The following is a 13,900-nucleotide window of genomic DNA, read 5'->3' on the forward strand; positions in this document are numbered from 1 at the left end:
GTCAAATAGGCTGCTTAGGCGGTGAGAACTGCTCAACGAGATCGCAGAGAAAAGGTTTCTGAAATGAAAATGATTAAAGGCCCAGCTTTGTTTTTAGCCCAATTTTTGGGTGATGAAGCACCTTTTGATACGCTTGATAATATTGTCGGTTGGGCTGCAAGTCTTGGATATAAAGGCGTGCAGATCCCGACGTGGGATAGCAAATATTTTGATCTAAAGCAGGCTGCTGAAAGCAAGACGTATTGTGATGAGATCAAAGGCGTATGTGCCAAGCATGGCGTAGAGATCACCGAGCTTTCAACACATCTTCAGGGGCAATTATTAGCTGTACATCCTGCCTATGCTGATATGTTTGCGGGCTTTGCGCCTGAAGGCATAAAGGGCGATGTCAAAGCATATCATGAATGGGCGCACCAACAATTATTGATGGCCGCGAAAGCTAGTGAGCATTTAGGTTTGAATGCACATGCGAGTTTTTCTGGCGCGCTTATGTGGCACACAATGTATCCTTGGCCTCAACGTCCTGCGGGATTGGTTGAAGAAGGATTTGCTGAATTAGCACGGCGTTGGAAGCCAATTTTGAACGCGTTTGACGCCTCTGGTGTAGATGTTTGTTATGAATTGCACCCGGGCGAAGATCTGCATGATGGTGTTACATTTGAACGTTTCCTTGAGGCCGTCGATGGGCATACGCGTGCAAATATTTTGTATGACCCGAGCCATTTGCATTTGCAGCTTTTAGACTATTTGAGCTTCATTGATCATTATGGCGACCGCATCAAAATGTTCCACGTTAAAGATGCCGAGTTTAGACCCAATGGGCGCTCGGGCGTGTATGGCGGATATCAGTCTTGGGCGGATCGTCCGGGCCGATTTAGATCGCTTGGCGATGGGCAGATCGATTTTGGTGGTATTTTCAGCAAATTGACATGTGCAAACTTCGACGGCTGGGCCGTTGTTGAGTGGGAATGTTGTATTAAAAATTCCGCTGATGGCGCACGTGAAGGTGCAGAATTTGTCGCTAAACACATTATCAAACCGGCAGATAAAGCCTTTGATGATTTTGCTGGCGGTGACAGTGATTTGAGTATGAACAGAAAAATCTTAGGACTGTCCAAATAAGGGCGGCCTAAAATAATAATTAGAGGAAACGTCCATGAATTCGGTTCTACGGATACAATTATCTGCCATGATGTTTCTCCAGTATTTCGTCTGGGGAGCGTGGTTCGTGACTCTAGGGTCATACATGGCGAAGCTTGGTTTTGGTGACATTATCGGTCGTGCGTTCTCTACGCAGGGCTTGGCGGCGATTATAGCACCGCTCTTTGTGGGGATGATCGCAGATCGGTTTTTCTCCGCGCAAAAAGTCTATGCTATTTTGCACTTAATCGGTGCGGCGCTGATGTGGTTTCTATCGACAATCACGGGTGATAAATCATTATTCTACATCGTTACGCTCGCTTATATGCTTTCATATATGCCGACCTTGGCGCTATCAAATTCCATCGCGATGAACGCCGTGACGGATACGCAGAAGCAGTTTGCGGGTATCCGTGTGTTTGGCACGATTGGATGGATTGCCGCTGGTTTAGCTTTGAGTTTCATCATCGCGAAAATGTTCATACCAGAAGGTGCGGGTCTTACTGTTGAGCAAACAGCTTTCCCAATGAAGCTCGCTGCCATTGGTGCGTTGATTTTGGGAGTGGGGGGCTTTTTCTTGCCAAGCACACCACCAGCAGCAAAGGGGCAAAAGGTTCAAGGCTTGTTTGCGCTGCTTGGTCTTGATGTGATGGGCAAAGTAAAAGAGCCATCCTTCTGGGTCTTTATCGCATGTTCCTTGCTCATCTGTATCCCACTTGCGTTTTACTACGGGTATACGAATGCATTCCTCGTCGAAATGAAGGCACCGAATGCGGTTGCGCTACAATCTCTGGGGCAAATGTCCGAGATTGTATTTATGCTTTTATTGCCCCTTATCCTTGTACGCGTGGGCTTCAAAATCACCCTCCTTGTAGGGATGGTATGTTGGGCAATTCGCTATGTGATGTTTGCCTACGGGTTTGAAGATGGAAGCATTATTTTCACAATGGCGCTTGTGGGTATTTTACTTCATGGGCTTTGTTACGACTTGTTTTTCGTCGCAGGACAAATCTTTGTCGACACAAAATTACCTAAAGAAGCGCGTAGTCGTGCGCAGTCCTTTTTGTCTTTTGTAACTCTTGGTTTGGGAACATTCATTGGGGGAGAGTTGTCCAACTGGGTTGCCAATACAAACACTGTCGCAGGGCAAATAGATTGGCAAAACTTGTGGCTCATACCTGCTGGATTGTCTGTCGTGGTGGCTGTCATTTTCATGCTGACATTTAAAGAGAGCAAAAAACCATCCGAGGTCTAATTTAAGGTCGCTTTGTCTGTATTTATAATCGTACAGACAAAGCGATTATCGCATTCTGCTGGGAGGTAAGGAATGAGAGTATCGCATAAAACGTGGCTTGTGGGAGGTGTTGCGCTTCTCATGATTGCTGGGTGTCAGGGAAAGACTGACGTATCCGCAACAGCAGGTGCAGAGCCAGAATGGGAATCCATTTTTGACGGCAAAACCTTAAATGGGTGGACACCGAAAATAAGTATGGAACCAGTAGGCCAAGACAAGGATAAAACGTTTGAAGTCGTCGATGGCACGATCCGTGTTTCATATGAGGGGTATGATGAATTTGGCGACCGCTTTGGCCACTTATTCTATAAAGATAAGCTGTCGCATTACCGCCTAAAGCTGGAATACCGCTTTTTTGGTGAGCAGTTGGTTGGTGGAGCCAGTTGGGCCAATGTAAATTCAGGCGTGATGCTTCATTCTCAATCGCCTGAAAGTATTGAGCTAGATCAAAAATTCCCGATTTCAGTCGAAGGTCAATTTCTTGGCGTGTTGCCAGATAATTCTCCGCGCACAACAGCAAATGTTTGTACACCAGGTACCAATGTTGTGGTGGATGGAAAGATTGAAACGGAGCATTGCATACAGACCGCAATACCTGTTCGCCCTTTAGGGGAGTGGGTGCAATATGAAGTCGAAGTTTTAGGCAATGGCACAATCAAGCAATTGGTAAATGGTCAACCGACATTTGAATTCAGCGGTGCACAATATGACCCCTCTGATAAGCGTCTCACAGACCTTAAAAATGCAAATGCCATGATGGAGAATGGTTTGGCGATCTCCGATGGATATATCGCGCTACAAGCAGAAAGCGCACCAGTAGAGTTTCGCAACATTCAGCTTATGAGACTAGATACCGATAATGCGGGAGGGCATTAAGATATGTTTTTAGGACGTAGAGAGTTTTTAGTGGGTGCGCTCGCCACAAGCGGTTTAGCAAGTGCGTGTTCAACACATTCAAGCCAGACAAAGTCTGATCAAAACTGGTCTAGCCGAGGTGGAGTGCAGTTATATACACTGAAAGAAATGATGGCGGAAAATCCGACATTGTCTCTAAAAAGTGTCGCGGCCGCGGGATATCGTGAGGTTGAGTTTGCAGGTTATTTTGACAAGACACCGCAAGAATATAAGTCCATTCTAAACGGAGAAGGGCTCAAAGCACCTAGCTTTCATTTGAGTTATCAGGAGTGCTTGCAGCAAGATAAACTGGAAGAAGGCATTAATGCTGCTCAAATCCTAAATCATAAATATCTTGTTGTACCCTACCTTGTGGAAGGTGACCGTCAAAGCCTTGATGATTATCGGGAAGTTGCAGCTAATTTATCTAAGATAGCTGAGACATGCCGCGCCGCCGGAATTGGGTTTGCTTATCACAATCATGAGTTTGAATTCATAGAGTTAGAGGGAGAAATTCCCTATGATATTTTGCTAACTCAAACGGATGCTGACCTTGTGAAGATGGAATTGGATCTTTGTTGGGTTCATGCAGCAGGCAAAAGTGCGGTTGAATACATAAATGCAAATCCAGGCCGTTTCCCGCTCTTTCATGTGAAAGACATCACAGCGGACGGAACGCTAGTTCCAGTAGGACAGGGAACAGTCGATTTTGCGGCTGTGTTTGCTGCGGCTGGAACGGCTGGTTTGCGCCACGCTTATGTTGAGCATGACAGAGCCACAGACCCAATTGCTTCAATTTCGGAAAGTTTCACATTCCTGAAGAATGCGAAAATTAAAATGCCTGCTTTGAGCTAGTAGATAGAGGAAATAGAGATGAGTACAGACCGTCGTAAGTTCCTGCAGGGAATGATTGTCTCCGTTGGTGGGGCATCCCTCTTAGCTGCATGTGGGCATGATCCTGAAATTGCTGTTACCCCGTTGGTTGAGAATACAGATGGACGTTTTTTTAATGCATCTGAAATTCAACTCCTAAGCCGCGTAAGTGACCTTATCATTCCTCGCACACATACGCCCGGCGCGCTGGATGTTAAAGTTCCGGCTTATTTTGATGGGCTAATGGCTGATTGGGCAAGTGCCAAGACGAAAGAGCAGCACCGCAATACAATTGCGGCGCTCCAGCTTGCGCTCGATGAATTGGTTGAAGGTGAGTTTGTGAAAGCGACCGAGGAAAAGGCTGTTGCGGCACTGAGCGCTGTGGATGCGGCAAGCTTTGGAGAAGGCAAAGGCGTGCCCGGTTATCGCGGATTGAAAAAAATGATCGCGACTATTTATTTTCAAACCGAAGATGGTGCGACTCTAGAGCTCGATTATCAGCCCGTGCCCGGATATTGGGACCCGTGCGCTGAAAAAGAAACAATATAGAAGGAGCTTGAGATATGGCGGATTTTGACGCGATTGTTATAGGCTCTGGAATGAGCGGTGGGTGGTCTGCAAAAGAATTGGCAGAGCGCGGATTGAAGGTTTTGGTCTTGGAGCGCGGGAAAGAGATTGATCCTGCGCGCGATTATAAAGATTTGGCGGCTCCGTGGGAGAGACCAAACTTGGATCGCGTTCCTGAAGAGGAAATTGAAAAACACTATTACCAACAGATCAAAGGTGTTCCACACCCAAGAAATGCAGCTGGTAATCAATATTGGGTGCGCGATGATGAGCATCCATACGAGAAGGCGGAGGGGACTGACTTTCACTGGCTGCGTGGATATCACACGGGTGGGCGCTCAGTGACATGGGGACGCCAATCTTATCGATTATCTCCGATGGATTTTGAGGCGAATGCCAAAGATGGTCACGGTGTAGACTGGCCAGTGCGTTATGAAGATATCGCTCCATGGTATGATCATGTTGAAAAATTTGCTGGTATTTCGGGCGCAAAAGAGAATTTGCCTCAGCTTCCAGATGGAATATTTCAGCCTCCTTTTGAGCTGACATGTCCTGAAAAACACCTAAAATCGTCGGTGGCAGATAAATTCCCAGGCCGGAATGTCATCAATGCACGCGTGGCGCACCTTACAGACCCAACAGAAGAGCAAATGGAGCTTGGGAGAGGGCCGTGTCAGGTCCGCAATCAGTGTGCGCAAGGGTGTAGTTTTAAAGCTTATTTCTCGTCGCTGCATGCAACTTTGCCTGCTGCAATGAATACAAATAACTGCACGATAAAAAATGACGCCATAGTGGAGTCACTTGAGTATGACCCGAAAGAAAAACGTATTTCTGCGGTCAATGTGATTGATCAAAACACGAAACAAAAATCACGGTATACTGCGAAAGTTATTTTCCTGAATGCCTCAACGATTGGGTCAACAATGATAATGTTGCAATCCCAATCTGAAGCCTTCCCCAATGGGCTTGCAAACTCTTCTGGACAGCTTGGTTTGAACCTTATGGATCATGTTAGTGGCCCGCCAATTTCGGGTGTCTTACATGATTTTGAGAACAAGACCGTTTATGGGCGTCGTCCGGGTGGTATTTACATACCGCGTTACGCAAATGTGACGGAGAATGACAAACCTTATATTCGTGGATTTGGATTCCAAGGTGGATCAAACCCGCTGTCTCACGGATTTATGAATGGTGCCGGCATTGGGGAATCATTTAAGGAAGGACATAAGGCGCAAAGTGCATGGCATATTGGTCTCTATTCCTTCGGTGAAGTTCTTCCAAATGCATCTAACAAAATGTATCTACACCCAACTAAAAAGGATAAGTGGGGACTTCCGATTGCTGTCTTCGACGCCAAAATGGGCGAAAATGAACGTATCATGATGGAAGAGGCTCGCAAGGACGGAATTGCGATGCTTGAGGCTGCTGGGTGTACGTCTATTTCTGCACCTGAAGTAGAGCTTACACCAATGGGTAACAGAATTCACGAAATGGGAACTGCCCGTATGGGAAGAGACCCTAAAACGTCTGTTCTCAATGGGTGGTGTCAGGCGCATGATATCCCGAATCTGTTTGTCACAGATGGGTCATTCATGACTTCTGCTGGGTGTCAAAATCCATCGCTGACCTATATGGCGTTTTCGGCAAGGGCTGCAAATTATGCTGCTGATTTAATACAGGCAGGGCAGCTTTAACTCTGGTGACCATCAGTCCCTAAGCAGTGCGCAAGCTTTGCTAAAGCGACGGGGTAACAGCATGAGAGCTGTCCACATGCAGAGCGAAAGCATATCTTAAAAAAGGCCATCGAGATATTCTCGATGGCCTTTTTAGTGTGTGAAATTTACACACCTTAGCTGTAATGATGGGTCGAATGAATGTCATACTTGAGATGCACGCATAGCGTGTCTCGCTACAATACCTTGTTTTTGTTTCAAAAATTTAAGATTGTCATGAAGATAGCAAAAAAAACATAGGTTTTCGTTTACATATGATGTTTGATATCATAGTTTTAATGGGCAATAAGAGCTCAATTTAAGAAGCTCGACTGTAAATCATACGACTTGGGAGGCGTAGAATGAGAATATCTTATTTAAATTCAATACTATCTCGCTGGTCTAAATATGTGTTGGGGCACAGTTTTGTATGTGTTTCTAAAACTTACAGCCGAGATAAACTGCAAATGCGCACATTTTGCATGTCGAAGGCGATGCCTTTTTTTTTAAGCCCCAAACAAACATATGATGTTTTGTTAGAAATTATGAGTTCCCAGAAGGGTTACTCACCAACGAAGTATTCCAGTTCGATCAAGGGATAACGATCGATCTGAATAAAGACTGTTTAAACAGTGAAAGCCGGGCCGTTCAGCGGTTCAAAGCAGGAGAGTGTCGATTTCCAGATAGAGCGATCAGAACGCCGGAATTCGACAATAGGGAGGACGATTTATGAGTGGATTCAAGAAGGTAGGTTTTACCCAATCGCTATTGGGGGCCGCGTCGGTTGTCGGGATGTTGTCATTTGCGCAAGTAGCAGTGGCGCAAGAGACAGTCGCAACAACGCAAAGTGATGCTGCGGCGAATGAAGATAGCACCAAGACTCTCGACACAATTGTTGTGACAGGGTTTAAAAAATCTCTTGCTGATGCGATCGCATCCAAGCGTGATTCAGGCAATGTGACAGACGGTATTTCTGCGGAAGATATCGGTAAATCTGCTGACTCCAATATTGCTGAAGCACTGCAGCGTGTGACTGGTGTTTCAATCAATCGTCAAAATGGTGAGGGTACGAGTGTTACAGTGCGCGGTATAAACGCGAACTTGAACAATGTTACTCTAAATGGTGTGACTGTCACGACTGCAAGTGGTGATGTGCGTGGTGGTGACTCCAGCAGTGCTGTAGACTTTAGTGCTTTTTCCTCTGATATTTTGTCTCAAATTGAAGTGGTGAAAACACCAAGTGCCGACCATGATGAAGGTAGCTTGGGTGCTTCAATTATATTGAATTCTTTCAAGCCACTAGATGCCCGTAAAGATCGCCGTATCTTTGAAGTGCAAACGCGCTATAATGACCTGGCGGATGAAAATGAATTAGGGCTAAATGATATATTTGGCGGTGATTCCCGTTTCAATGTGTCGTTGTCTGAGAAGTTTCTAAATGACACGCTTGGTGTTGGTTTTGTTGCGACGAGTGAGGAGACTAGCACGCGCCGAGACGCAATGAATATTCAGCGTTGGGAAGCGGCAAATGCATCCAATGGTGCAGGTATTACTAATTTGGGTGTGGTTACAAACCCGACGGTGAACGGACTTCTTCCTGGCGGATTTACAGATGTAAACACAGGCGAACTAATTTCCAACCCACGCGATGAAACAGGCGCTGTAATTCCAGAGCAAAGACTGCGTGGATTGTCCCCATTTGAGGTGACCTATGAGCAGACGCAAAACGAATTAAAGCGTGATAATTTGTCGGCTACAATTCAATGGCGTCCGACAGATAACACGGACCTGCAGTTTGATGGTACATATACAGAGGTTGATCGTCGTCAGCGCCGATCTGCGTTCTCAGTGCGTCCTGTGCCGCAATTCTTCCCATTCCATCAGGGGAATGACATCTTCATTGACCCAGCAACTGGAACTATCACCAGTTTCAGAAAAGAAGTGCTGAATGCTAATGCGAGCGCCAACCCTACAAATGACCCAGCACTCGCAGGAAATGGTATTCCTGGCGTGCCTGGAAGTCATGCAAACATCGCTTATGTGCGCCCGTCACAAGGGTTGCAGGGGATAAAAGAGAAAACCATCATCCTTGGTATGGATTTGGAGCACGTAGCGGGTGAATTTACATTCAACTTAAGTGGTGGAACGTCACGAAGTACTGCTAAAGATGATGAATTTATCGATTCAACAGCTCAGATTGAAAACCAATCTCTTGGTGGTCCGCTCAATCACGATAATGGTTTCGGTGGATTTGATAACCGTCCTGGATTGGTTCAAGGGTATGATTGTGAAAATGATGGCATTTGTTCGATCTTCTTCAGCGACACTGTTCCAAACAGAACAGCAGGTGGCACAAATGGAGCAAATCCAAACTTAGCTATCGTTGATGATCATTTTGAGTTTGATATCGGAAGCATTGCATCCCGTGACCGTAAGGTTGATGACAAATCCTCAAGTCTATTTTTTGATGTCGATTGGGATCACCAATTTGGCCCAATTACAAAGATTGAAGTGGGTGCAAAATACTCAAAACGTCAAAAGATTCAACGCCAAACAAACTCATTCATTTCGCGTTTCGGATTTCCTGGCCTTGAGCGTCGAAACATAGTTGATTTTGCTGTGGCTGAGCAGGGCCTTTCAAATGGTTTTGGTGAAGGTATTGGTTTGCCAAGAGACAGCATTACTGACGGTATTGTTGCTTGGGACCCTGTGGCCATGCGTGAATTGGCCCAATCAGTAAATCCAAATGTTGGAACGACGACACCTGCAATTCGGGACTTCCGTGACTTAGAGAACACTGTTTATGGTGCATATCTAAAAGCGAATTTTGAATTCATGGATGGTCGCATCCGCGGTGATATCGGTGGCCGGTATGCTTCCACAGACGTTTCTGTGGGTGGTGGAGCTGTTGCAACGCCGAGTTTCGAGCAATTTAATGCGCGTCCTGAAAATTTAGCGTTTTTCGGTTATAATGGGGTAGGTGACCCTACAAATACAGCGACGCTTGCGGAGGCAACCGCTCAAATCAACGCCATATTTGGAGATGATTTGGTTGCCCGTATTGACCCAGCCTTCTTGCAGCCAATTGGGTCGCCTGTAGCTGATACTTACAGCTATGATAACTTCTTGCCGTCTTTGAACGTAAATTACCAAATTCAAGATGACATGATTTTGCGTTTCGCCGCGTCGCAAACAATGGCGCGTCCAAATATTGACTTCACGCGTCCAAACTTCACTTTGACAGAGAATACATTTTCTAATTCGTTTGCTGTAGGTGGAAACCCAAGACTGAACCCATTCTTGTCCAACAATTTGGACCTTTCATATGAGTGGTATTTTGATGAGGGGTCGCTCTTCTCATTTGCACTATTTGATAAACAGCTAAAAGATTCTGTACGTCAGGTGTCGCAGTCATTCTACCTAAGAGACTTCCGTGACATTCTCTTCGATGAAAATGGTCTAGCTATTCAAGATCCATCTCAATTTGGATCCGCAATTGGAGAGCCAGGGTTTGTACCGTCTCAGGCAAGCTTGTTGTTGCCGTTAACGCCGGGTGCTCAGCCCTTGGATATCTGTTTGCCTAATCGCGTTCTGGATCTAACGTTGATCGATGGTGTGCGTGAGTGTGAAGTTGTTCAGGTGAATCAGCCAATTAATGCTGCAAGCGCATATGTGCGTGGTATGGAAATTGGTGTTCAACACAACTTTGACAATTTGCCTGGTATTTGGAGTGGATTTGGTTTTACTGCCAACTACACTTACTCAGATTCAGAAGTTGAAGCGCAAACAATTGTGGATGTGCTTGGAGATGAAACTAAATTCCGTGCGGCTCCTCTGCCAAATACTTCATTGCACACATTCAACACGACAGTGTTTTATGAAAAAGACGGAACATTGCTCCGTTTGGCATATAACAACCGTTCTGATTTCTTGATTTCTTCTGCAACCTTGCAAGGTGGAACGCGGGTCTACGGTGAAGGCTTCGATACACTGGATGCTTCTGGTGGCTTCGATATTACCGACAACCTTCGTTTGAGTTTCCAAGCGGTAAACCTCCTAGATACAGTGACACGTAACTATGCTGTACTTGAGGTGGATGCAGATGTTCCAAACGCCTTGCCGGGAGAAGCTCTTGGTTTGGGAGATGCACCGACGGGGCGTACTCAACACCTTCACAACACAGGCCGTATTTTCCGTGTAGGTCTGCGTTATGAATTCTAAGCTTTAGAGCTGGAAAAATGAGTTGAGCAGAACGGGGTCTCGTTCTGCTCAACTTTGTATTTTGGTCTGCTAATTCATTGATTTAGGTGTAAAATATGAAGCTCAACATGCTGTCTTGTTTAACATTGTCGTTTCTGCTGGCGGCATGTGTGAATGCGCCCGAACAAGAGCAGGCGCAAAAAATATCCGCAAAGGAGATTGCTGGCAAGCAAGCATCCAATGCGGTGATTGAGAGGGTTGAGCAATCAACTCCCAATGTCATAGTTATTCTTACGGATGACCAAGGTTATTCGGATGTGAGTTTCAATGGCAGCGAAGATATTCTCACGCCTCATATCGACCGAATAGCACATGAGGGCGCACGTTTTGATCAGGGGTATGTGTCATTTCCTGTTTGTGGGCCTAGCCGTGCAGGGCTTTTGACTGGTCGATACCAATCTCGTTTTGGCTATGATCTCAACGCGAGCGAAAATCCAGATGATCCCAATGCTGGTTTGCCTCTTTCAGAAAAAATGATTGCCGAAGTGCTCAAACCAGCAGGGTATACGAGTAAAATTATTGGCAAGTGGCATATGGGAAACCATCCATCATTTCACCCGCTTGAACGTGGGTTTGATGAGTTTTTCGGTTTTTTAAACGGTGGTCATAATTACTATGCTGATCAATATCGTGATTTGGATATGAGCAGTGTGAAAACCTCCGCACAATTATATCAGACCTTATTATTGCGTGATCATGAGAAGGTGAAGACAAGCGGGTATCTTACGGACCTTCTGTCTGAAGATGCTGTTGATTTTATTCAACGTAAGAAAGATACGCCATTTTTCTTATATTTAGCTTACAACGCACCTCATTATCCCATTCAGGCGCCTGAGCGCTACAAGGATAGCTTCCCGCATATCAAAGATAAAAAACGCCAAGTCTACGCTGGAATGGTGAAAGCTGTAGATGACGGTGTGGGGCGCGTACTTGATACGCTGGATGAGCTGGATTTGGCGGACAACACGATTGTATTCTTCTTATCTGATAATGGTGGGCCTTTGGTGCGCGCTAAAAATGGGTCTGTGAATTTGCCGTTGCGTGGCGGTAAAGGGGATTTGTTTGAAGGCGGCGTCCGTGTCCCGTATGCGATCCGTTGGCCAGGCATAATACCGGCTGGTATTGACTATCCACACCCTGTTAGTTCGCTTGATATTTTGTCGACGATTGTGGGTGTCAACGAGATGGATGTGAGTGAAAACAAGCCTTTAGACGGCGTGAACTTAATTCCTTATCTACAAGATGAGGCTTTCTCTCAAATGCCACATGATAAGCTGTTTTGGCGGTATGTGTATGATCATGGAAATGACAATTGGAAGACGGCTATTCTGGACGGGAAAGACAAACGCGTAACCGTAAAAGAAGAAGAAATGTTGTTTGATCTTGCCTCAGATAAGGGCGAACAATCTAATCTTCTAGAAAAAAATCCACGTGAGGCCAAAGCGTTAGAAGAAGAGTTTAAGGCTTGGAATGACGAAATGGGGGAGCTTAGCATTTCGTTGTGGAATGAGTGGCCCAAAAAAGAAAGTGGAGAAAAATAGTCATGCTAAAAATAAATGACATTACCAATGCCAGTAGTGCAGGAGCTTTCGTCGTGAAAAAAGGTTTTGGGGCTATTCTCGCGGTAACCTGTCTATTGGGGGCTGCTTGCTCTAGTCAGAGTGTAGAAGAGGGTGGATTGCAGCCTGTGGCGCTGAAAGAAGCTGCAACTTCAGCATCAACGCAAAATGTGGCTGATAAGCCAAATGTGCTTGTGCTGATGTTTGATGACATGCGCTTTGATACATTCTCTTATCGGGGCGGGCCTGTTCCAACACCAAACATTGATGCGTTGGCGGCACAATCCACTCGCTTTGATATGGCTATGACGACAACAGGTTTGTGTTCGCCTTCACGTGCGGCGTTTTTTACGGGACGTTGGGGGCACAGGACTGGTCTAGACGACAATGTGGCGCTTTGGCATTCACGGCAAACCGGCCTTAAAGATGAAGAAGGCGGTATCATAAAGCGCGCATCTGATGCGGGATATTATGTTGGGTATGTCGGTAAATGGCATCTTGGCCCCAATGGGATGGCTAAGCGCGGTGCTGAATTTGTGGACACATACAAGAAAGAACTTGAAGAACATGAGCGCCAAGGGGCCCCCTATGGGCGTATGGCTCAAACTAAGAGATATCTTGCAGGTGAACGAGACGAGAATGGCGAAAAAAATCAATATTACCTGACACTTAAAGGTGATTATGATGACACTCAAGCCGCGCAAAAAGTGCGTGCTGGTCAAGAAATGATCAAGTCAGCTGCTAAAGAAGATCGTCCATTCTTCGGTGTGATTAGTTTCAGTCAGCCGCACCCACCTTACCGCGTACCAGAGCCTTATGCGAGCATGTTTCCTGTCGATGAAATTGATGAACCGGCAAACTACATGGCGAAAAGGGTGAATAAGCCTTTGAGCCAAGAGATTCCTTGGTGGCCTTGGCATGAAGTGTCTCACATGACGGACAATGACTGGAGAGAGTCACGGGCGCATTATTATGGTGCGATTGCGATGCTTGACCGCGCTGTAGGTGAAATAATCCAAACGGCGAAAGATGAAGGCATGTGGGATGACTTACACATTGTTTTCATTGGTGATCAGGGCAGTATGATTGGTGAGCATGGTCTTTATGACAAATCTGCCTATGCGTATGATGAATTGATGCGTATCCCGCTGCTTGTGCGTGATCCTGACGTTGAGCCACGTGTTGTTAATCGTATTGTTTCGTTGATGGATGTCCCTGTTACTATGGCAGAATGGATGGACCTTAAGCCAGATGGTGCTGTGGATGGCGATAGCCTTACACCCTTGATGTTAAAGGGAGATTCGGCGATTACTGATGCGGAAGATGATGCTCTATATGCCTATGAATGGTATAATGGCGCATGGTTTGGGCTGCGTGCCATCCGTACACAGGATTATAAATATGTGTGGAATCCGGGTGATGAGCGCGATGAGCTATATGATTTGAAAAATGATCCAGGTGAGATCGTCAATCAGATTGATAACCCTGATTACAAAGCTAAATTATTGTCATTGCGCAAGCGATTAGAGTTGCGTCTGGTGGAAGTTGAAGACTCTTCTGTGACGCGTCTTCAAAGACTGATTGAGCTTAATTCTTAGGCC

General features: G+C 45.8%; 9 protein-coding genes. All 9 read left to right on the forward strand.

Annotated elements, in window-relative coordinates; translation table 11 throughout:
• The first annotated feature begins 63 nt into the window (after nt 1-63).
• The 9 genes from ACFQS8_RS13450 (at nt 64) to ACFQS8_RS13490 (ending at nt 13,897) form a co-directional block, all read left to right on the forward strand.
• Entirely contained in the window at nt 64-1,122 is a 1,059-nt protein-coding gene (locus ACFQS8_RS13450; RefSeq protein WP_382168212.1) for a sugar phosphate isomerase/epimerase family protein, read from the forward strand.
• A gap of 34 nt (nt 1,123-1,156) precedes the next feature.
• Nucleotides 1,157-2,395: an MFS transporter gene (locus ACFQS8_RS13455; RefSeq protein ID WP_382168214.1), complete on the forward strand. Its 1,239-nt coding sequence runs from the start codon at nt 1,157-1,159 to the stop codon at nt 2,393-2,395.
• A gap of 72 nt (nt 2,396-2,467) precedes the next feature.
• Entirely contained in the window at nt 2,468-3,310 is an 843-nt protein-coding gene (locus tag ACFQS8_RS13460; protein ID WP_382168216.1) for a 3-keto-disaccharide hydrolase, read from the forward strand.
• 3 nt (nt 3,311-3,313) lie between these two features.
• The gene (locus tag ACFQS8_RS13465) at nt 3,314-4,183 is read left to right on the forward strand and encodes a sugar phosphate isomerase/epimerase family protein (RefSeq protein WP_382168218.1); all 870 of its coding nucleotides are present in this window, start codon (nt 3,314-3,316) and stop codon (nt 4,181-4,183) included.
• A gap of 18 nt (nt 4,184-4,201) precedes the next feature.
• A complete protein-coding gene (locus ACFQS8_RS13470) occupies nt 4,202-4,750 on the forward strand; it encodes a gluconate 2-dehydrogenase subunit 3 family protein (RefSeq protein ID WP_382168220.1) in 549 nt (182 codons plus the stop codon).
• Nucleotides 4,751-4,764: 14 nt separating this feature from the next.
• Nucleotides 4,765-6,462, forward strand: a complete 1,698-nt coding sequence (locus tag ACFQS8_RS13475) for a GMC oxidoreductase (RefSeq protein ID WP_382168222.1) — start codon at nt 4,765-4,767, stop codon at nt 6,460-6,462.
• 747 nt (nt 6,463-7,209) lie between these two features.
• Nucleotides 7,210-10,701 carry a TonB-dependent receptor gene (locus tag ACFQS8_RS13480; RefSeq protein WP_382168224.1) on the forward strand — a complete coding sequence of 1,164 codons (3,492 nt, stop codon included), beginning with the start codon at nt 7,210-7,212 and terminating at the stop codon, nt 10,699-10,701.
• 95 nt (nt 10,702-10,796) lie between these two features.
• On the forward strand, nt 10,797-12,281 hold the full coding sequence (locus ACFQS8_RS13485; protein WP_382168226.1) for a sulfatase-like hydrolase/transferase: 1,485 nt from the start codon (nt 10,797-10,799) through the stop codon (nt 12,279-12,281).
• A 2-nt stretch (nt 12,282-12,283) separates the two neighbouring features.
• Entirely contained in the window at nt 12,284-13,897 is a 1,614-nt protein-coding gene (locus ACFQS8_RS13490) for a sulfatase-like hydrolase/transferase (RefSeq protein WP_382168228.1), read from the forward strand.
• Nucleotides 13,898-13,900 lie beyond the last annotated feature (3 nt).

Source organism: Hirschia litorea, assembly GCF_042665075.1.
GTDB lineage: Bacteria > Pseudomonadota > Alphaproteobacteria > Caulobacterales > Hyphomonadaceae > Hirschia > Hirschia litorea.

Bases quoted from the DNA above. Each gene is read 5' to 3' on its own strand.
- ACFQS8_RS13450 (WP_382168212.1), top strand. From the start codon at position 64: ATGAAAATGATTAAAGGCCCAGCTTTGTTTTTAGCCCAATTTTTGGGT.
- ACFQS8_RS13455 (WP_382168214.1), top strand. From the start codon at position 1,157: ATGAATTCGGTTCTACGGATACAATTATCTGCCATGATGTTTCTCCAG.
- ACFQS8_RS13460 (WP_382168216.1), top strand. From the start codon at position 2,468: ATGAGAGTATCGCATAAAACGTGGCTTGTGGGAGGTGTTGCGCTTCTC.
- ACFQS8_RS13465 (WP_382168218.1), top strand. From the start codon at position 3,314: ATGTTTTTAGGACGTAGAGAGTTTTTAGTGGGTGCGCTCGCCACAAGC.
- ACFQS8_RS13470 (WP_382168220.1), top strand. From the start codon at position 4,202: ATGAGTACAGACCGTCGTAAGTTCCTGCAGGGAATGATTGTCTCCGTT.
- ACFQS8_RS13475 (WP_382168222.1), top strand. From the start codon at position 4,765: ATGGCGGATTTTGACGCGATTGTTATAGGCTCTGGAATGAGCGGTGGG.
- ACFQS8_RS13480 (WP_382168224.1), top strand. From the start codon at position 7,210: ATGAGTGGATTCAAGAAGGTAGGTTTTACCCAATCGCTATTGGGGGCC.
- ACFQS8_RS13485 (WP_382168226.1), top strand. From the start codon at position 10,797: ATGAAGCTCAACATGCTGTCTTGTTTAACATTGTCGTTTCTGCTGGCG.
- ACFQS8_RS13490 (WP_382168228.1), top strand. From the start codon at position 12,284: ATGCTAAAAATAAATGACATTACCAATGCCAGTAGTGCAGGAGCTTTC.